At 66.5% G+C, this 20,317-nt stretch carries 14 protein-coding genes and 1 pseudogene; 6 read left to right on the top strand and 9 right to left on the bottom strand.

All coding sequences use genetic code 11. From position 1 onward, the window contains the following. On the bottom strand, positions 1–930 hold a 930-nt coding region (locus tag DM816_RS04090; protein ID WP_162907106.1), incomplete at its 3' end, for a serine/threonine-protein kinase. A 957-nt stretch (positions 931–1,887) separates the two neighbouring features. Here DM816_RS04090 and DM816_RS04095 point away from each other — a divergent pair. The 5 genes and pseudogenes from DM816_RS04095 (at position 1,888) to DM816_RS04115 (ending at position 9,378) form a co-directional block, all read left to right on the top strand. Further along, positions 1,888–3,191, top strand: a pseudogene (locus DM816_RS04095) (family 2B encapsulin nanocompartment shell protein). A 49-nt stretch (positions 3,192–3,240) separates the two neighbouring features. Continuing rightward, the gene (locus DM816_RS04100) at positions 3,241–5,484 is read left to right on the top strand and encodes a terpene synthase family protein (RefSeq protein ID WP_117208702.1); all 2,244 of its coding nucleotides are present in this window, start codon (positions 3,241–3,243) and stop codon (positions 5,482–5,484) included. Positions 5,485–5,489: 5 nt separating this feature from the next. Next, positions 5,490–6,881: a family 2B encapsulin nanocompartment shell protein gene (locus DM816_RS04105; protein WP_117208703.1), complete on the top strand. Its 1,392-nt coding sequence runs from the start codon at positions 5,490–5,492 to the stop codon at positions 6,879–6,881. A 165-nt stretch (positions 6,882–7,046) separates the two neighbouring features. Then, complete coding sequence (locus DM816_RS04110; protein WP_117208704.1) at positions 7,047–7,283, top strand: hypothetical protein; 237 nt, start codon at positions 7,047–7,049, stop codon at positions 7,281–7,283. Between the two features lie 295 nt (positions 7,284–7,578). Continuing rightward, a complete protein-coding gene (locus tag DM816_RS04115) occupies positions 7,579–9,378 on the top strand; it encodes a CocE/NonD family hydrolase (RefSeq protein ID WP_117208705.1) in 1,800 nt (599 codons plus the stop codon). 136 nt (positions 9,379–9,514) lie between these two features. Here the strand turns inward: DM816_RS04115 and cysD are convergent, their stop codons facing one another. Further along, the gene (gene cysD, locus DM816_RS04120; protein WP_117208706.1) at positions 9,515–10,423 is read right to left on the bottom strand and encodes a sulfate adenylyltransferase subunit CysD; all 909 of its coding nucleotides are present in this window, start codon (positions 10,421–10,423) and stop codon (positions 9,515–9,517) included. Then, complete coding sequence (locus DM816_RS04125) at positions 10,341–11,768, bottom strand: cation:proton antiporter (protein ID WP_117208707.1); 1,428 nt, start codon at positions 11,766–11,768, stop codon at positions 10,341–10,343. Before DM816_RS04125 ends, cysD begins: the two co-directional genes overlap by 83 nt. 53 nt (positions 11,769–11,821) lie before the next feature. On the opposite strand from DM816_RS04125, the gene DM816_RS04130 reads away from it, so the two are divergent. Continuing rightward, positions 11,822–12,568, top strand: a complete 747-nt coding sequence (locus tag DM816_RS04130; protein WP_117208708.1) for an SDR family NAD(P)-dependent oxidoreductase — start codon at positions 11,822–11,824, stop codon at positions 12,566–12,568. A gap of 5 nt (positions 12,569–12,573) precedes the next feature. Here the strand turns inward: DM816_RS04130 and DM816_RS04135 are convergent, their stop codons facing one another. From DM816_RS04135 to DM816_RS04160, 6 genes are read right to left on the bottom strand one after another with little or no spacing between them, the layout of a single operon-like run. Continuing rightward, a complete protein-coding gene (locus tag DM816_RS04135; protein ID WP_117208709.1) occupies positions 12,574–13,971 on the bottom strand; it encodes a class-II fumarase/aspartase family protein in 1,398 nt (465 codons plus the stop codon). A 25-nt stretch (positions 13,972–13,996) separates the two neighbouring features. Beyond that, positions 13,997–15,157: a Glu/Leu/Phe/Val dehydrogenase dimerization domain-containing protein gene (locus tag DM816_RS04140; protein ID WP_117208710.1), complete on the bottom strand. Its 1,161-nt coding sequence runs from the start codon at positions 15,155–15,157 to the stop codon at positions 13,997–13,999. Then, positions 15,154–16,437: a pyridoxal-phosphate dependent enzyme gene (locus DM816_RS04145; protein WP_117208711.1), complete on the bottom strand. Its 1,284-nt coding sequence runs from the start codon at positions 16,435–16,437 to the stop codon at positions 15,154–15,156. The genes DM816_RS04140 and DM816_RS04145 overlap by 4 nt, the downstream gene beginning before the upstream one ends. After that, positions 16,424–18,037, bottom strand: a complete 1,614-nt coding sequence (locus tag DM816_RS04150; RefSeq protein ID WP_117208712.1) for a thiamine pyrophosphate-binding protein — start codon at positions 18,035–18,037, stop codon at positions 16,424–16,426. The genes DM816_RS04145 and DM816_RS04150 overlap by 14 nt, the downstream gene beginning before the upstream one ends. Further along, a complete protein-coding gene (locus DM816_RS04155) occupies positions 18,034–19,209 on the bottom strand; it encodes an ABC transporter substrate-binding protein (protein WP_246001530.1) in 1,176 nt (391 codons plus the stop codon). The genes DM816_RS04150 and DM816_RS04155 overlap by 4 nt, the downstream gene beginning before the upstream one ends. Then, complete coding sequence (locus DM816_RS04160) at positions 19,196–20,272, bottom strand: sulfotransferase family protein (RefSeq protein ID WP_117208746.1); 1,077 nt, start codon at positions 20,270–20,272, stop codon at positions 19,196–19,198. The genes DM816_RS04155 and DM816_RS04160 overlap by 14 nt, the downstream gene beginning before the upstream one ends. Positions 20,273–20,317 lie beyond the last annotated feature (45 nt).

The following is a 20,317-nucleotide window of genomic DNA, read 5'->3' on the forward strand; positions in this document are numbered from 1 at the left end:
CGGTTGGGCCGGACGCTCCGCCTTCGCTGGCGCAGGCGTTTCGGCCAACGGTCCGGCTTGCGATCCGGTCGGGGGATTGTGTGCCGCGCCGGTGCCGGCGATGGCCCGCTCGGCCGCGAGCCCGAACTCCGCGGCGGTCTGCCAGCGCTGGGCGGGCTCGGCCGCCAGCGCCTGGGCCACCACGCGAGCCACGTGCTGCGGTACATCGGCAGGCAGCGGCGGTGCGGGGCGATGCACGCGTTGCAGGGCCGCAGCGAACGGATCGTCCGCTACGAAGGGCTTCTGCCCGGCGAGACATTCGTAGGCGACCACACCGAGCGCGTACACGTCGCTGAGCGCCGAAACCGGCTGGCCCAGAACCTGTTCGGGGGCCAGGTAGGACGGCGTGCCCAGGATCATCCCCGGCATGGTCAGCGCCGTGGCATCCGGATTGGTGGCGATACCGAAATCGGTCAGTACGATGGCTCCGTTGAGCCGGATCAACAGGTTGGCCGGCTTGATGTCGCGGTGCACTATTCCGTGCTCGTGCACGGCCTGCAGCGCCTGCGCGGTCTGCCTGACCAGGTCCATTGTGGTCTCGGGAGACAGCCGGCCGACCCGCCTCAGCAGCGCAGACAGCGGCTCCCCGGCAACATGCTCCATGACCAGGAACGCGGCCGTGCCCTGAGGTCCCGATCTGTCGGACAGCTCGGTCTCACCAAAGTCGTGGATAGCGACCACTCCCGGGTGGTGGACGCTGGCCAGGGCCCGCGCCTCGGCCAGAAACCGCCGGCCGAACTGGGGATCGGCCTGCAGATCCGGCAACACCACCTTGACCGCGACCGTGCGGCCGAGAATCGCGTCGGTGGCCCGCCAAACCTCGCCCATACCACCAGCGCCGATCAGCTCGACAAGGCGGTAACGGCCGGCCAAGGCCGCACCCTGCTGCATGGCAGTTCCCTTCGGTCAACCCACGCCGGACGAACCCGACGCCCAAAACAAGCGGCTATATCGCGGCCGGTGCCGCCCTGGGCGGGCGTCATGGCACGGCGGCCAGGCCACGCTAAAAGCGCAGAGAGGTATTATGCACGATCATGGCGGACACGCGCGGATTGCTGTCCACAGTGGACCGGGCCGGCCCGCGTCGGTTCAGCGAACGCCTCCAGTGCTGATCCAGCTCGGCTCATGGACGGTGTGACTCCGAGCCGGGCGCAGGCGGCGGTGGCCCGCACATGACGACATTCGACAGGCGTCGCTACGACCTCGGTCCTTTGGGGTATGGCCGATGCCTGCGCACGAAGGGTAGCGTCCGGTCACAGTCGCCGCACCGGTCTCGACGGTTTTGGTGCCACCTCACGGCGATGTGTGGCTCCAACCATCGGGGAATTCCCCGTTGGAGGCGATTCGCGACGCTGTTTCTCTGCACGCGCTCGGCCACTACCTGAAGCGGCAACGGGCAAAGCCGATGTTGTGTATGCAGCCTTCGAACCGGCAGTGGCCGTCGTCGCACCTCGGACAGCAACAACCCGTGCCAGGCGGCGTCACGTAGCGGCAAGTGACGTCCGTCGAGCTGTGTGACGAGCCGCGGACGAACACAATCTTGGGATCCCGTACAAGACTCCGACCGTCGTCACACCGACTAATCCGGCAACGGTAAAGAACTGTTGCCGTGCTCAAGTCGTACAGACCGACCAACATCAGGATGGAATGAATTCGGCGAGGTATTGCTTTTGTTGAGTTGCCCTCTCAGACTATAGATTCACATGTATCGATCCTTCCTCGAAGAAGGGTGATGTCATGACCGAGTCCGTTGAAATGGGTGTTTCGGTCCACGACGAGCAGACCCCGTTGAGTCTTGGCACCGCCGCTGCTCGGAACTTGGCGACGACAACGAAGTCCGTACCGCAGATGCAGGGGGTGACGTCGCGATGGTTGCTGCGGATTCTGCCGTGGATCCAGGCATCCGGCGGCACGTTCCGGGTCAACCGGCGGTTGTCCTACGCGCCCGATGCAGGGCGGGTGAGGTTCACTGAGACCGGCGGTGGCGCCGGGGTGCGGGTGGATCCTCAGGCGTTGGGCGAGCTTCCGCCGCTGCGGGGGTTCGTGGACGCTGAGGTGTTCGAAGGGCTGGCCGAGCGGTTTGTGCAGCGGCAGTTCGCCTCGGGCGAGGTGGTCGTGCAGTCCGGTCAGCCGGCCGACCAGGTTGTGCTGATCGTCCACGGCAAAGTCGAGTTGATCGGCTCTGGCAGGTACGGCGGCGAGACATTACTGCGGGTGCTGTCCGACGGTGAGTATTTCGGTGAACAATCGCTGGTGGAGCCGAACGCGAATTGGGACTACACGGTCCGCGCGATGACCCCGTGCTCGGTGTTGGCCCTGCCGAGCCGAGATTTTCAGGAGCGGCTTGAGCGGTCCGAGGCACTGCGCACGCATGTCGAGCAGGTGCGTACCCGGCCGAAGCCGTCGCTCAACGAATACGGAGAGGTAGCCATAGAAGTAGCGTCCGGGCATGTCGGGGAGCCGCGACTGCCGGGCACCTACGTGGCGTACGAACTGGCGCCGCGAGAGTACGAGCTGAGCTTGGCGCAGACCGTGTTGCGCATTCATTCGCGGGTGGCGGATCTGTACAACGATCCGATGAACCAGTTTGAGCAGCAGTTGAGACTGACTATCGAAGCGCTGAGGAGCGGCAGGAACGGGAGCTGGTAAACAATTCTGATTTCGGGCTGCTGTACAACGTGGACCCCAGACAGCGGGTCTCTACCCGTACGGGGCCGCCCACGCCGGACGACTTGGACGAGTTGCTCACTCTGGTGTGGAAGGATCCGTGCTACTTCCTTGCCCACCCGAGGGCGATCGCGGCGTTCGGCCGCGAGTGCAGCCGCCGCGGCGTCTATCCGACCAGCGTCGATCTGCAGGGCCACGCGGTACCCGCTTGGCGGGGCATCCCAATCCTGCCTTGCAACAAGATCCCTATCTCCGACGCTTACAGTACATCCTTCCTCCTGCTACGTACCGGGTTGGACAGCCAGGGCGTGATCGGTCTCCACCAGATCGGTATCCCGGACGAGTACCAGCCGAGCCTTTCCGTCCGGTTCATGAACATTAACGAGCAGGCGATCATCTCGTACCTGGTCACCGCTTACTACTCCGTCGCGGTCCTGGTGCCGGACGCGCTCGGCATCTTGGACAACGTCGAAATAGGACGGTAGGCCGACTGACACCCGACCCGGTGCCCAGGCGACAGGGAAGAGGTAGCCCATGCAACCTTTTGACCTCCCCGAGTTCTACGTGCCGTATCCGCCACGGCTGAATCCTCGTCTGGAGCCGGCGCGCCAGAACAGCAAGACCTGGGCATACGAAATGGGCTTCCTGGACGGTGAGGACCATCCGCGAAGCCGGGCCGTCTGGAGTGAACGCAAGTTCGACACCATGGACTTCGCCCTGTTCTGCGCGTACGTGTGGCCGGACGCCTCCGGCCCCGAACTCGACCTGCTGACCGAGTGGACGATCTGGGCTTTTGCCTTCGACGACTCCTTCGACGCCTTCGAACGTGGCAAGGACCTCACCGGGGCGCAGGAGTGGTTCGCCCGCCTGCTCGCGTTCATGCCGACGGAGCCGACGGCCACCCCGGCGCCGACAGATGTGATGCAGCGGGGCTTGACCGACCTGTGGCCCCGCATCATGCGTCCCGCCTCGCCCGACTGGCGGCGCCGGTTCGCCACCGACGTCCAGGACTGTCTCCGGGAACCGTTGTACCGACTGGCCAGGCTTACCCACGGCCGCACCGTCGACCCGGTCGAATACATCGGGATGCGGCGCAAGGACGGCGGCGCACTGTGGGCGGCGGACATGGTCGAGCACGCTGCCGGCACGGAGCTTCCGGCGAGGATTGTGCTGTCCCGGCCGATACAGATCCTGCGGGACACCTTCGCCGACGCTGTGCATCTCCTCAATGACATTTTCTCGTACCAGCGGGAAGCCGAGGAGGAGACGGGGGCTCCCAGCAACAGCGTGCTACTGACCGAGCGATTCCTCGGCTGTACGCCCCAACAGGCCGCCGATGTGGTCAATGACTTGCTGAACTCGCGGTTGCACCAATTCGAGAACACCGTGGTGGCCGAACTGCCCGTCCTGTATGAGGAGAACCGGCTACGGCCGGCAGAACGGCTGGATGTGCTCAGATACATCAGGGGACTACAGGAGTGGTATTCAGGTTCGTACGAGTGGCACAAGCGGTCCAGCCGCTACGCGGATCCCAGTTCGCAGGTCGGTCCGATGCGCGTACCATGGCTTGCCGGTCCTATCGCCTTGGGCACTTCGGCAGTCCACATTGGAGTACGAGGTGGCGCAGCGCGGCGGCGCGGGTGCCCGGCCATCCGGCTCGGGGTGGACGACGGCCGCACGCAGCCCGTGGAGCCACCAGATTTCTACATGCCGTTCCAGGTCCGGTTGAACCCTGACCTGGAGACGATCCGCCGGCACGCGACGGCATGGGCCGAGCAGATGGGCATGTTCGACTGGCCATCCGGTTTCGCCACCCCCACTGTGTGGAACCGTCCGGCATTCGACCGCATGGATCTCGGATTGTTCGTGGCGCTAAGGTTTCCCGAAGCCACGGACCGCGCGCTCGACCTCGTGACCGAATGGACCATCTGGACGGTCTACCTGGACGACTTCTTCCTGAAGGTGTTCAAGCGAGGCCACAACCTGCCGGCCGCAACGGCATACATGCGCCGCCTGATGACGTATCTGTCCGAACCGTCGCTCGATATCCCCGCGCCGACGGATCCGGTCCAGCGAGGACTGAAGCAGGTGTGGGCCCGCACCCGACCGAATCTGCCGGAAGACGCGCGTCGCCGGTTCATCGCCCGCGCCCGAGGATTTCTGGACACGTTTCTGTGGGAACTCGGCAACCTGGTCCAGAGCAGGCTTCCTGACCCAGTGGACTACATGGAAATGCGCCGGCGGTCGGTCGGGGCGCGCTTCGAGGACGCGCTCGGCCAGTATGTCACCGGCCAGGACCTGCCGGCCGAATTCCTGGCGGCCCGGCCGATGCGGATGCTGTCGGACATCATCGGCGATGTCTACGGCATCTACAACGACATCTTTTCCTACCGGCGGGAGATCGAGGAGGAGGATGAAACCCACAATGGACTACTGGTCCTGCGGCGGACCTTCGACTGGGACCTGGACCGCGCCGTCGGAGTGCTCAACAATCTGGCCACCGCACGGCTGCACGAGTTCGAGGGCATCGTAGCCTTCGACCTACCCGCTCTTCTCGACGAGCACCACGCGCAGGACGGCCAGAGGACCAGCCTGCACAGGTACATCGAGGCCGTACAGACCCGCCTGGCCGGGTTCCTCCGTTGGCATTCGGCGACAGGCCGCTACCGCAGCGACGAAACCCGGTACCCGAATCTCCATCGACTCCTTGCCGGTCCGACGGGGCTGGGCACCTCCGCCGTGCGTCTGCCCACACCTGAACCCCGACGGGATCGGTGAGACCTATGTCCACGATAGGGATCCAGCCGCTTTCCGCGCTCGGAACCGCAGCCGCTCGTACCCTGTCCGCCACAACCAAGTCCGTGCCTCAAATGCAGGCCATCTCACCCCGATGGCTGCTGCGCATGCTGCCCTGGGTGCAGGTGGGTGCAGGCACCTACCGACTCAATCGGCGAGCCTACTTCAGGATCGGCGATGGTCGGGTGGATGTCACCAAGACCGGTGATCAGGTACGGGTCATCCCCCGGGACCTGGGCGAGCTGCCGACACTGCGGGGATTACGCGACGTGGAGGTGCTGGAGGGACTGGCCGACCGGTTCGTCCAGCAGCAGATCCAGCCCGGCGAGATGATCGTGGAGTCCGGACAGCCGGCCGACCGGCTGGTACTTATCGCGCATGGCAAGGCCCGGCAGATTGCCACCGGCAAATACGGTGACGAGACTGTGCTGCGTGTGCTCGCTGACGGTGACTACGTCGGCGGTCAGGCTCTCACCACTGACGAGAGCGACTGGGACTTCAGCCTCCGCGCCGAGACCCCCTGCACGCTGCTGATCCTGACCCGCGAGTCGTTCCAGGAGGTGAACAGCCGGTCGGAGACCCTGCGTGAGCACATCCAGCGCGTGCGGGATTCGCTTCTGCCACCGCGCAACCGTGTCGGCGAAAGAGACATCGCGATCGCTGCAGGACAGTCTGGGGAGGCCAGGCTGCCCGGTAGCTACGCCGACTACGAACTGGCACCCCGGGAGTACCCGCTGAGCGTTGCCGAAACGGTACTGCGCATCCACACCCGCGTCGCCGACCTGTACAACAACCCGATGAACCAGCTTGAACAGCAACTACGGCTGACCATCGAGGCGCTGCGGGAACGGCAGGAGAAGGAACTAATCACCAATCCCGAGTTCGGCTTGCTTCACAACGTCGACCTGCGCCAGCGCATCTCAACGCAGACCGGCCCACCCACTCCGGACGACCTCGACGATCTACTCGCTCGCCGCCGCAGGTCACGGTTCTTCCTCGCTCATCCCCGAGCCATCGCCGCATTCGGTCGTGAATGCAGCCGCCGCGGGCTCTACCCGCAGACCGTCGAGGTGCACGGCCGCCGGGTGCCCGCGTGGCGCGGGGTACCCCTGTTACCCAGCGACAAAATCCCCATCAAGGCGGACAACACCACATCGGTTCTGGTCCTGCGTACTGGTGAAGAGGACCAGGGTGTGATCGGCCTACACCAGACCGGCATCCCGGACGAATACCAGCCCGGCCTGTCCGTACGGCTCACCAGCGTCAACAACAAAGCGGTGATGTCGTACCTGGTCAGCGCCTACTATTCGGTCGCCGTCCTCGTGCCGGACGCCCTCGGCATCCTCGACAACGTCGAAGTCGCCCGATACCACGACTAAAACCGCCGCCGAGCAGCTAAGGCTGGAAGCCGTCGCTGCCAGCAGCCGGTAAAGCAAGGCACCGGTGGCCACGGAACGATCATCGACTGAGCGGCCACCACAAAAACAAGGCATGCGCCCGACCCACCACGCCCTACGGCCGCCCCATCCCGAAGGAGGAACCCGGTGTCCGCCCTCGGCCACCCCCACCGGCGACCACGCCGCCGACATCCTGTCACCGACACCGACACCGCCCGCGCCGCCGAGCTCATCAACGCCACCGGCGCCCGCGACTGGAGCCAGCACCAAGCCCGCCAACTCCACACCCAAGCCCTGCATGAACTACACACCGTCAACCCCAACCCACCAGCCGCCGCTCACCTCACCACCCTCGCCAGCCTGATCATTAACCGCCAGCACTGAGCCCCGGATTGGTTGAGGCGGTGTCGGCGTAGCGGACATGATCGCCGACCGGTATTGCGGGCAAAGCCCCGGTGACATGAATGAGCTCATGAATATAACATCATGTTGCGTCGATTTGCATCCGCCGCGAGCTGGTATTTAATCCGAATGGTTGCTCACGCGAGGGTGTATCAGTCCGCCATATGGGCTGCTTATCGCCTCGCAACGTGAATGTTCAAGTCATTCAACCGCAGACCACCCCAAGCTGTAAGCAGGCACCAAGCCTGGCGGCCGATACGCATCAAGGAGTCTGCGCATGTCAAACGACACTCATCCAACGAGTTCCAGCGCACCGACGGTCTTCGACACGGTCTTCGGGCGGGGAGCCCGAGAGATCACGTTGCCGGTGATCGGCAACGACTTCCGCAAGGATTTCATCAAGATCGATGTCGACCCGGAGCCCGAGGACAATATCGCTGTCCAACTCGACGCCGCCGTTTTCGAACCCACGGACGAGTCCCTGTACGGGCCCGGTCCGTATCCGGTGGTGATCATGCCCGCTCCGCTGATCGGCACCGGTTGGCGGGCCTACTACCAGGACCCGGAGGACGGCGGTAGCGATGAGTACCCCGAGGGCTCCGGCATCACCATCAAGCTGGTGCGGCAGGGTTACATCGTGGTCGCCTACAGTCAGCGCGGCCTGTCCCACTCGACCGGTTACATCGACGTCGCGGGCGACCTCGATGTGGCGGACGGCAGGAAGGTCATCGACTGGGTACGGGACAACACCGCCAACCCGAACATGGGCAAGGTGGGATTCGCGGGTGCGTCCTATGGCGCGGGCACCAGCTTGCTGATCGCCGCCCATGATGATCGGGTCAAGGCGGTGGCGGCCCTGAGCGCATGGGCCGATCTCTACGCCTCGCTCTACGAGAACGAGACCCGGCACATGAAAGCGTTCCTGAACCTCAAGACGCTCTTCGAAGGTGGGGTGGGGATCCCGCGAAAGCGGATCTCGAACAAGACCCGGCAGGTCTTCGACAACTACCTGGCCCATGAGGACGTCGAGAACTTGAGGACCTGGGCATTGACCCGGTCACCCAGCGAGTATCTGGCCAAGTACAACGCCAACGGCACCGCCATCTACCTGCACACCTACTACCACGAGACGATTTTCAACAACGCGGCCGTGATCGAGCTCTTCCGCAACCTGACCACGCCGAAGCGGCTGCTCGCACAGATCGGTGACCACGGCAACGCGGAGGGACTGGGTCTGGCCGGGATGGACACGTACCCGACCGGACACCTCTACCAATGGTTCGCGCGGCACCTCAAGTGCGAGGGCGAGGACAATCCCAACACCGTGTTCGTCGAGGAGATGTGGAAGCCGGCCGCAGGTCCGAAACCTTTCCCGGACCTGGCCGCGGTAGAGAATCCGGTTCGACGTCGCTACCTTGTGCAGGGTCTCGGCCTCGACGGCAGGCTCGCCGAAACCGCGCCGCCCACCGTTACCGTCGCCAGGTTCACGGTGGGACAAAACGACGACGTCTCGGTCGAGTCGGCGCCACTGGTGGTGCTCAGCGGCATCCTGGAGCGGCTTGATGTGCCGGTCAACTACAACATGACCGTTCAGCAGCTGCCGCCGGTCCCGGTCCCGGTCATTCCGGGGGCTCCATTCGATCTGGAACCGCACTTCCTGCCTCGCTCACGGCCCTTGCCGCGCCAACATGCCGCGGTGTGGTCGGAGCAAACCGGCGCCGGCAGCCGACCGCGACAAATCAAGGGGCGGCCGACGGCTCACCTGCGGGTCAAAGCGGAAGCCACCCGGATCACCGTCTGCGTATATCTGCTCGTATCGGGTCCGCTGCTCAATGTCGGCAGGATGGTGACCAGCGGCGTGTTCTCCTACACCAACGCCACGCCGGGAGCGGTGAAGGAGATCGACATCCCGATGCAGTTCGTCAACTACATCGTGCCCGAAAATCACCGGATGGTAGTGGTCGTCACGGCGAACGACCCGCTCTACGAGGGTGCCGTCGAGTCGGTGATCGGTACCCCGGTGGAGATCCTGTCCGGACCCGGTGCCGAATCGTCGTGGGTGGACGTTCCCATCTAGACACCCAGTGACCGACGTCGGGGCCACGACACGTCAGTCGTGGCCCCGGCCGCTTGATCAGGCACGCGGCGCCACCGCGCCGGGTTCCCCTACGGCTTGCGCCGTCTGGTCGCCGGGGACTTCGACGGCGGCGGGTTCAGAAGTAGCCTTCGCGCTTGCGGTCCTCCATCGCCGCCTCGCTTACCCGGTCGTCGCCGCGGGTGGCGCCGCGCTCGGTCAGCCGCGTCGCCATGAGCTCGGCGATCACGGCGGGGACGTCGTATGCGTCGGAACGCACGGCGGCGGTGCAGGACGCGTCGCCGACGGTGCGGTAGCGGACCATCGCCTCGAAGGGCTGTTCGTCCTCGCGTGCGGGCAGCGCCGGATGGACACCGTAGAGCATGCCGTCCCGCTCGACGACATCGCGGGGGTGAGCGAAGTACAGCGACGGCAGCTCGATCTTCTCCCGCTCGATGTAGTGCCAGACGTCCAGTTCGGTCCAGTTGGACAGCGGAAACACGCGCAGCGACTCACCGGGTTGCTTCCTGGTGTTGTACAGGGCCCACGGTTCCGGACGCTGGTTCTTCGGATCCCACTGCCCGAACTCGTCGCGCAGGCTGCATACCCGTTCCTTGGCCCGCGATTTCTCCTCGTCGCGGCGCGCGCCGCCGAAGAGCGCGTCGAACCCGTTGTCCTCCACCGCTTTCAACAGTACCGGGGTCTGGATGGGGTTGCGCATGCCGGAGGCGGGTTCGGTGACCAGGCCGCTGTCGATCGCCTCCGGCACGCTGCCCACCACCAGCTGGAGGCTGAGCTCGGCGACGCGCCGGTCGCGGAAGTCCAACACCTCGTCGAAGTTGTGGCCGGTGTCCACATGCAACAGCGGAAACGGTACCGGTGAAGGACTGAAAGCCTTCTCCGCCAGGCGAAGCAGCACGATGGAGTCCTTGCCACCGGAGAAGAGCAGGGCGGGATGTTGCGTCTCAGCCACCACTTCGCGAATGATGAAGATGGCTTCCGATTCGAGGGCGTCGAGCTCCAGGGTCATGTCCAGTTCCAGGGTCATGAGGTGTGGCCTCCGGGGTGGTCAGGCGAAGCAGCGGACCTGTCATCGCGGTGGTCAGAAGCGCCATGATGACGAACATGGCGAACAGCTGGGTGCTCAGGATTCCCAGCTGGAGTCCCAGGCTCAGGACGACGAGCTCGGTCAGGCCGCGGCAGTTCATCATCACGCCAAGCGCCAGCGCCTCACGCGGTGGTGAACCCGTTGCCAGGGCGGCACTTCCGGTGCCCAGCAGCTTGGCGGCGATGGCAATAGCGGTGATCAGTGCGCAGGCCAGCCACTGCCGGGCGCTATCCAGACTGTCCAATTTGGTGCTCAGGCCGACCGCGACGAAGAAGATGGGCAGCATGAACCAGAGCGTGACGCCCTCCAGCTTGCTGGTGAGCTCGGTGACCGCCCGCGAGTCGCGCGGCATGGCCAGCCCGGCGACGAAGGCGCCGAAGATGGGATGCACGCCGATCTGCTCTGTGGTCACCGCCGCCACCAGCACGAGTGTGATCAGGCCGGCGAAGACGGTAAACCTGGGCCAGGCTCGGGCTTCAGACCTTTCAAGAATTCTGGCGAGTACGGGACGGACCGCGCCGAGCATGAAACCCGCGAAGACCGTCACGAGCGCCACCGCGGTCAGGGCCGACAGCGGTGAGGTGCCCCGCACGATGGCCACGACGGCGACCAGCAGGCACCAGGCGGTGACATCGCCGATGCCGGCAGTGGCGATTCCCGTGGTGCCCAAAGGGGTCCGTACCATTCGCAGGTCGGTGAGGATCCTGGCGAGGACCGGAAACGCCGTGATGGCGAAGCAGACGCCGATGAACAGCACGAAGGGCAGCACCCCCGGGTCGCGGGCGGGTGGGAAGGTGGTGTACAGCCACCAGCCCGTGCCGATGCCGGCCAGCAGCGGCAGCGCGATCGAGGCGTGCCCGATGACCAGACCGCGTGCTCCGCTGGCCAGCAGGGTGCGGGGGGCCAGTTCGGCGCCGACGAGGAACATGAAGAACACCACGCCGAACTGGGCCAGTGTTTCCAGGTGCGGCATGATGTAAGGCGGGAAGAGCCACTGCTGCTCGCGTGGGGCGATCAGGCCCAGGACGGACGGCCCAAGCACCAGGCCGGTGGCCATCTCGCCGATGACCCGGGGCTGGCCGAAGCGCCGCGCCAGCGCACCGGCGGCCGCGGCCAGCGCGACGACGACGGCCGTGGCCAGCAGGAGCCGGTAGAGCAGCTGGCTGGGCCCGCCGTGGCCCGCCGGTGACGGCTGAGCGGTCCCGGCCAGCCGTGTCAGCATGAAAACCGTTGCGGCAAGCGGCAAGGCAACGGTCACGAGGTACCCGCCGAAGAGTCTTTTCATCACTTCATCCGCCGATCGTGTTTCGGGTGCACGCCGGCCGGGTAGCGCGGGTCATGACCCGACTCGCCATCGTTTCCGGTGGTGCGACCGGTATCGGCCGCGCCATCGCCGCCGCTTTCGCCGCCGACGGGGTGGACGTCGTGATCGTCGGCCGCCGTGCCGAGCTGCTGGCGGCTTCCGCCGAGGAGATTAACGAAACCGTTGGTACGCCGCGTGTCCGCGCCGTGTCCGCCGACCTGCGGGAGGTCGACGGGGCGGCGAGCGTGGCTGCGTCGGTCTCCGCCGGGCGCGCCGTCGACATTCTGGTCAACAACGCCGGTGGAAACGTCGCCCCCGGCCCGGCGGCAGACCTGCAGGGTGTGCGAGAGTCTTGGATGTCCAATGTGGAGGGCAATGTGCTGCCCGCGGTGTTGCTCACGCATGCCGTGCTGCCGCTGATGGCCCGTCCGGGCGGGCGGATCGTGACGGTGACCTCGATCGCGGCGTTTCGCGGGCCCGCCACCTACGGCGGGGCCAAGGCGGCCCTGCATCCGTGGACGGCCGAGCTTGCCGTTCAGCTTGCGCCCGAAGGGATCACGGCCAACGTCGTGGCGCCCGGCTACGTGCCCGGCACCGAGTTTTACGGCGAGCGCATGAACCCCGAGTTCCATGCCGGCCGCGCGGCGCAGAACCCCATGAACCGCGGCGGCGAAGTGGAGGAGATCGCCGCCACGGTGGTCCATCTGGCGGGCCCGCACGCGGGTTTCCTCACCGGTCAGATCATTCAGATCAACGGTGGGGCGTTGCTGGGCCGCGGTTAGTGCCCTCACCGGCCAACCGGTGCCGGCTCGGCACCCAGGCGCTCGCGCGCCCGGGCCACGGCCCGTGCCGTGAGAGTGGTCGACGATCCGAGGTAGCCCACCGGGTCGAACACGTTGTCCAGCTGTGCCTTGGTCAGTTGCGAGCGCACCTCCTCGTGCCTGCCGATGAGCTCGTGGATGCTGACACCATCCTCAATGGACTGCTGGGTCAGGCCGTAGACGATCTCGTGGGCGCGCTGCTTGCCAACGCCCTCGCCGAGGGCGAGCATCAGTCGCTCGGACATGACCTGGTCGGCGACGGCGGCCACGTTTTGCGACAGCCGGTCGCGGTGCACGATCAGGCCGCTGACGCTTTCCAGCATCATGGTGCAGGCGGCCAGGCAGTAGTGTGCGACGTCGGGAACGCAGGCCCACTCGATGCGCAGGGCGCGGGAGTCCCGCTCGTGGTCGCCGATCATGCCGGCCAGCGCCAGGCCAACCTGGGCCGCGGCCAGGCGCGCCATCACCACGACCTGCTCGCAGCGTTCGGGGTTGCGCTTGTGCGGCATGGTGCTGCTGCCGACGGCGCCGGGTTTCCACGTCTCCTGCAACTCCCCGAACTCCGGCCGCGACAGGATGCGGATCTCGTCGGCGATCCGGCCGAGCGTGCCGGTGATCATCGCCAGCAGCGAGACGAACTCCACCACGCGATCGCGGGCCACATGCCAGCCGACCGAGGGCGCTTGCAGGCCAAGCCGTTCGGCGAAGCGCTCCAGCAGTTGTGGACCGTGCGTCCCGAAACCAGCCATCGTGCCCGCACCGCCAAACAGTTGTGCCACAAGGATTCGCTCGCGCGCCTGGGCCATACGGTCAAGGTGACGCAGCATTTCGTCGATCCAGCTGGCCAGCTTCAGCCCGAAGGCCATGGGCAGGGCGGGCTGCGCATGGGTGCGTCCCAGGGCGACGGTGGCGGCGTGCTCTTCGGCCAGGTCGGCCAGCCGGCCCAGGATGGCGTTCACCAGCGGCTCGATCTCGTCGAGCACATCGCGCATCTCCAGCGCCTGCCCGGTGTCCTGGATGTCCTGCGTGGTCGCTCCATAGTGGATGAACTGCCCGGCCTGCTTGCCACAGGCCGATTCGAAGACCCGCAGCAACCCCACGAGCGAATGCCCGCTGCGTTCGATCTCCTTCTCCACGGCGTGCAGGTCGATCAGTTCGATGCATGCCGATTCGGCGATCTTGTCCGCCGCTTCCTGCGGTATCAGACCGAGCTCGGCCTCGGCCAGCGCCAAGGCGGCCTCGATGTCCAGCCAGCGCTGGTGGCGGCAGTTGTCACAGAAGATGCGACGGCTGGCCGGGGTGGCGTAACGATTGCCATAGAACCTGGAGTCACTGATGTGACCGCGGTCGTGGGCGCAGTCCATGGGCCCCTCTCCTTCAATTGTGCGGCTAGCGGGCGGTGGCGGTCAGATAGCGGCACCGGCCGTAGGGTGCGCCGGCGGGGTCGCAGGAGTCATGGGCGGCCAACTCGGCGGCGGCGACACGGGGGGCCACGCCGTCACGGCGTGCGGTGTACACAAGGTCGTCGACGAGTTCGCGCATCATCGCGGCCAGATTGTCGAGCACCTGCGCGGCGCTGGGTGGCTGGGGCGGGCCGAACAGAGCCTCCATCGAGGCCGAGCCACCGATGCCGCCGATGAAATCGGGTATCACCGGGATGCCGCGGCTGTGCAGGGCCTGTTCGGCGTCTTCGCTGAGCCCGCAGTTGGCTCCCACCACGACCGTGGCAAACGGTGGCGAGGCGGTCTCCTGTTCGCTCATCGCGTCGGCGCAGGCGGCCAGGATGAGCACGTCGGCGGGGCGGTGGAACAACTCGCCGGGTGCCAGCCGCAGGCCGGGGGTCAGCAGCTGCGGCACGGTGGCGCGCAGGGAGCTGCGCAGCATGCCGGCCACATCCAGCCCGCCGGGGTCGGCGACGCAGCCGTGCTCGTCGGCGACGGCGGTCAGGCGCACGTTCTCCTCGGCCAGAGAGCAGGCCACGGCCTGGCCCAGGTTGCCGAATCCCTGCATGGCACAGGTGATCTGGCCGGTGACCCCGGCCGCGCGGGCCGCACCGATCGCGGCGTGCGCCAGCGCGTGTCCGGCGCGGCGTTGCGCCAGGGTGAGCGGTCCGACGCGGTCCTCCAGCCGGCCGATGCGGACGAAGAACTCCGCGGAGCTCAGCCCCTGCGCGGTCTTGATCGCGTACTTGATCGAGGGTACCCCGGCCTGGACTGCAAGCTGTTGCAGCTCATGCCATTTCGTCCCCATGTCCGGTCCCATGCTGAATCGGTGACGCAGCTCGTGTCCGAGGAAGGCAAGGAAGCGGCCCAGAGCCGCCTGAGCGCCGTCTTCGCCCGGGTCGAGGTCGATGCCGCATTTGGCGCCGTCCACGTTGAGCCCGAGCACGCGCTGCTTGAGCGTCATGCGCCCGGCGAGTGTGGACAGCTCGGCCGCGGTCAGCCCGGCGCGCATCCGGCATCCACCCGCGGCCAGTGGGCTTTGCCTGCCGTCGTAGGCGAGCCATCCGCGGAAGCCGGCCTTGTCCTCGTACTCGATGATCTCTGTCATGTGTGTCTCCGTTCCACAAGCCCAATGGGTATGCCTTCTTTGAGCACCACGGCGGTCGCCGGCACGCCGTCGAGGAACTGTCCGTACCCGGCGGCGGGCAGGGGCGGGTCGAGATGCCGGCCCACCGCGTCGTCGGGCGGGGCCGCGTCACCGCGGAAACTTCCGATGATCTCGGCGAAGCGGACCGGGGGCGGCGCGGGCGACACCGGCAGGCAGCTCAAACCGTTGGCGCGCATGAGTTTGCGGGCTACCGCAACGCTCTCGGCGGGATCTACCACGATCAGTGGTGATATCGCGTGGCCGGCGCGCAATCCATCCCCGTCCGGCTGTTCGAAGCCAAATTGGAACAGCCACTCATCGTTGAAGATCTTCGACAGGTAGCCACGCCCCGAGTCGGGGATGATCACGACGATCAGGTCGCGCTCGGAGCCGGTGGCGGCCACATGTAGCGCGGCGGCCACCGCCATCCCACCCGAACCTCCGGTGAGAATGCCCTCTTCCCGCGCCAGTCTGCGGGTGACATTGATCGAATCGGCGTCCGTGATCGGGATGATCTCATCGGGTACCCGCTGATCAAATGATTCTGGAAAGTTGGGCTGACCCACACCTTCGACGAGGTAGGGACGCCCGCCGCCACCGGTGTAAACGGAACCGTCGGGATCGGCGCCCACGATGCGAACGGCACCCTGCGACACCTCTTTGAGGTAGCGGCCTGCGCCGGAGATGGTCCCGCCGGTGCCTATCCCGGCGACCAGATGGGTGATCCGGCCGCCGGTCTGCGCCCAGATTTCCGGCCCGGTGACATGATAGTGCGACGCGGGATTGTCCGGATTGGAGTACTGGTCGGGCAGGAAAGCGCCGGTGATGGTCTGCGCCAGCCGTTGCGCGGTGCTGCGGTAGGAGTCGGGATGCTCCGGTGGCACCGCGGCAGGGCAGATCACCACCTCGGCGCCGTAGGCGCGCAGCACCGCTATCTTGTCCGGCGAGACCTTGTCCGGGCACGTGAACACGCAGCGGTAGCCCTTGCGCTGCGCCACCAGGGCCAGGCCCACGCCGGTGTTGCCGGACGTGGGTTCCACGACGGTGCCTCCCGGGCGCAGATGCCCCGACGCCTCCGCCGTCTCGATCATGCGCAGGGCGATGCGGTCCTTGGCCGAACCGCCCGGGTTCAACGACTCCAGCTTGGCCACCACCGTCGGTGCACAACCGGCGCCCAGCCTCGCCAATCGCACCAGTGGGGTGTCGCCGATCAGGTCGACTACAGACTCATGTATCCGCACGGCTCACCCGCAAGCTTGTGCGTACCTCGACCACGGCCGGGCCGCCACATTCGAGCGCCTTGCTCAGGCAGGGGCGGATCTGCTCCGGCGTGTCCACGCGAAGCCCAAGCGCGCCAAAGGATTCGGCCATGCCGGCAAAGTCTGGATTGGACAGATCGGTGGCGATGACGCGGCCGGGATAGGTGCGCTCCTGATGGCGGCGGATGGTGGCGTAGCTGTTGTTGTTGGCGATGACGAAGAGCATCGCGAGGCGGCGCTGGCAGGCGGTGATGAGCTCGCCGCTGTTCATCAGGAAGCCGCCGTCGCCGACGAAGGCGACCACGGGAGGCGATTGCGGCGTGCGGCGCATTGCCGCGGCGACCGCCGCGCCCACGCTGAATCCCATGGCGCTGGAGCTGATGCCCAGCAGCCGCCCCCGCGGGCCGAAGCGCAAATGCCGGTAGACCCAGCTGGTGAACGTGCCGGAGTCGACAACGGCGGTGACATCGCCGCCGGTGAGCTCGTCGAGGCAGGCCACAACGGCGCCGAAGACGATGCCATCATCGGCCGAGATGCCCTGCCAGCATGCCTGCTCGGTTTCGATGCGGTGCAAGGTTTCCGCCCAGCTCGGGTCGTGATTGGACCGTCGCCGGGCCGCCAGCTGTTCCAGGAACCCCACCGGGTCGGCGGCGATGCCGCAGGCGGTCTCGTGAAAGGTCCCCAGCCGTGCGGCGTCGGGGTAGACGTGCACCAACGGCGTGGCCGACGGTGGATACGAGTGCCCACGCGTGGTGATCTCGTCCAGCCTCGTGCCAACGGCCACGACCAGGTCGGCCTCGCCCAGCGCCTGCATCTGGCGTGATGACGTGCTGTTGTGCAGGTGCCCGGCGTAGCACGGATGCCGGTTGGGCAGCAGGTGCTGGTTCTTGTTGCTTGTCGCCACGGGGATGTGGTGCCGCTCGGCCACCTCGCGCAGCAGTTCGCGTCCATGAGGGCTGTCGACCTCCGAGCCGGCCAGGATCAGCGGCCGTCTCGCGGCGTCGATGAGCGGGCCGGCGTGCTGCAGGCCGTCGTAGGTCGCCGCCTGGCTGGGCCGCGGTATCGCGGTGGCCAGGGTCGGGGCGGGCAGGATGTCCTCGGGCAGCATGAGCACGACCGGGCCGGGGGTGCCGGATTCGGCGAGCCGGAAGGCACGCGCGAGGAACTCGCCGGCCGCGTCGGGCGTGCCGACCGTCCAGGCCGCCTTGGCCACACCGGAGAAAAGCGTGGCGCAGTCGACATCTTGAAAGGTTTCCCGGCCGGCCTCATCGGTCGCGACCCCTCCCACGAGGAGAATGAGAGGGGAGCCGTCCTCGGCCGCCGCGTGAACACCGATGACCGAATTGGCCGCGCCGGGACCCCGGCTCGCCAGGCACACTCCCGCGTGCCCGGTGAGCTTGGCATCGGCGAGCGCCATGAACGCCGCCGAGCCCTCGTGACGGCACGTCACGACGTCGATGTCGGGCATGTCGTAGAAGGTGTCGAGCAGGGGCAGATAGCTCTCTCCGGCCACGCAGAAGACGCGGTCGACTCCATGGGCGGCAAGGGTTTCGGCCATCACCCGGGCCGCTGTGCGGCTCATCGTCCGTCCCGGGCGTAGATGATGGCCGAGTCGTCGAAGACCTGATCGTATTTCTGGTACTGCATGAGGACCACCTCGGGGGCGACGTGATGCCAATGCGCCGGGCCGCGTTCGTAGCGGATCGGGCCCTGCCACGTCTGGAACTCCATGGCTTCCAAGGCATCCAACAGGTCTTCGCGAGTCTCGCCGCGGGCGGCCGCGAGCGCCGACGCGATGATCGTCACGTCGGTGAAGTGGGTCAGCGCGGTGTCCGGGGGGAAGGAGCCGTAACGCTGCCGGTACCGGTCGACAAACCAGCGGCCGGGCGCGGTCAGCCCCTCCCACGAGTCGCGATAGCGCATGCCCGGCCACATGGTGCCCACTCCCGCCTCGCCCGACAGGCGCCAGAAGTCCTCCGAGCGCAAAGGAAAACCAAAAGTGACCATCATGGGGGTACCGGGTAGGAGCCCGATCTCGGCCGCCTGTTGGATGATCATGTAGTTGGTCTTGATGACCGCGCCGTTGATGAACAGGTCCGGCTGGTACTTCTTGATCGCTTCCAGCTGGGTGCGGAAGTCGGTGGTGCCGTCCTGGGCGAAATCGAAGCGCTCGAACTCCATGCCATGCCTGGACTGTCCATAGTCGACCAGGGTGTCGGCCATCATCTGGCCGAAAACGGTGTCGGCCGCGATCAGGCCGATGCGGCGCATGCCCTGTGCGGCGGCGTAGTCGAGCATGACCGGCACCCGGTCCTCGATGGTGAAGTAGCACCGGAACACGTTGGGGCGCTTCTGCGCGGTGATCCGGCTGTGCCCGTTCTCGATGAATATGGGGACCCCGTAACGCGTTGCCACATCGACCACCCACGGTGTCGTGCGCAGGTGCCATTGCCCGATGGCGGCGATGACGTCATCGACGAGCGCGAGCTTCGCCATCTGCGCCGCCGACGAGCGCGCCATGCCCTCCTGCTGCGCGGTCTGCTGATCGTTGTAGAGCACGAACTCCACCGACCGCCCGCCGGTCTCCCGCACGTACTGCGCACCCAGGCAGGCCCCGCGCACGACGAGTTCGCCGGCGGTCGGATCGCCGGGATCGGTCAGCGGGGTGATGATGCCGATGCGGATGGGTGAGGCACCGGCCCGCTCGTTGACCTCGGCGACATTTGCCCGTGCGTGCTTCTCATGCGTGTTCACGTGAAACTCTCCTCCGGGCTGAATCAGCCTGTAGGCCGAATTCGGCGATGTACTTGGCGAAGTGGTCATCGAGGTGCCGCGCGCTGAGGCCGAACTCCTCCGCGGTGTACCGATGACCTTTCGAGCCTCGTTGGGTGGCAAGGAAATCGGCCATGTTCGCCGCCGCCTGCCGGGTCATCGGCGTTCCGGCGTAGTCGCAGACAAGCGCGGCCACCCGCAGCGGGTCGGCGACGAGATCGGCGTAGCGGATGTCGAGGTGCCGGCCGTCGTTGCGGATGCGGTTGAGCGCGATGCTCGCCTCCTCCAGCCAGTAGGCGCCGATCTTCTCGCGGTCGACGCGGTCGGACCGGGCCTTCCGCACGACCGCGGTCAGGCTGGCCGCGCTGGGTACGCTCACGGAAGGGTGGCGATGCAGCCGCACCACTTTGGCGTTCGGGTAGACGCGCTTGAGCGCATCGAGGTGCCACAGGTGTGACGGGCACTTGAGCACCACCGGGTTGCCCGGCCCGCGCCACAGCAGGCAGCGCAACTGGGAGCGGTGGAATTGGTACGCCTCGGTCATGTCCTGCCCGCGCAGCCAGCGCACGTAGCTGGGTACGTGGTAGCGCAGGGCGTAAATGAAGTGGCGGAAGGAGTTGGCGGTGAGCCGGTGGCACTCCTCCGGTTCGTCGGCGGCCAGGGGGTGGATGGTGCGAAACTGTGGCGCGGCCCGGTAGTACTCGTCCACATAGGACTCGCATTCGGCGATGAGCCGCGTCTGGTCGTGCGGCGAGGCCGGAGCCATCAGCTCCCACAGCCGGGGTGAGCGCAGGCCGGGGTGGCGCGCCAGCAGGTGTTGCAAAAAGGTGGTTCCGGTGCGCAGCAAGCCGGTGATGAAGATCGGCTGAATGGGGGTCTGCGCGATTTCCGGATGCCTTTTGTGCAGTCGATGGACGCAAATTTGGGTGGACAGCGCCTTGGCCAGTGCCGCACGCGTTTGTTGGCGTCCTCGGATGGTGAGGTGCGCCTCCGAGTCCAGCGCGGTGGTGAGAATTCGGAGACCATCGAGGAATCGGAGCTGCATGTCCACATGTCAAAGTGTGGCAATGGTGCCTGATCGGGACCTGAC

Origin of the sequence: Allorhizocola rhizosphaerae (assembly GCF_003426775.1) — a bacterium.
GTDB lineage: Bacteria > Actinomycetota > Actinomycetes > Mycobacteriales > Micromonosporaceae > Allorhizocola > Allorhizocola rhizosphaerae.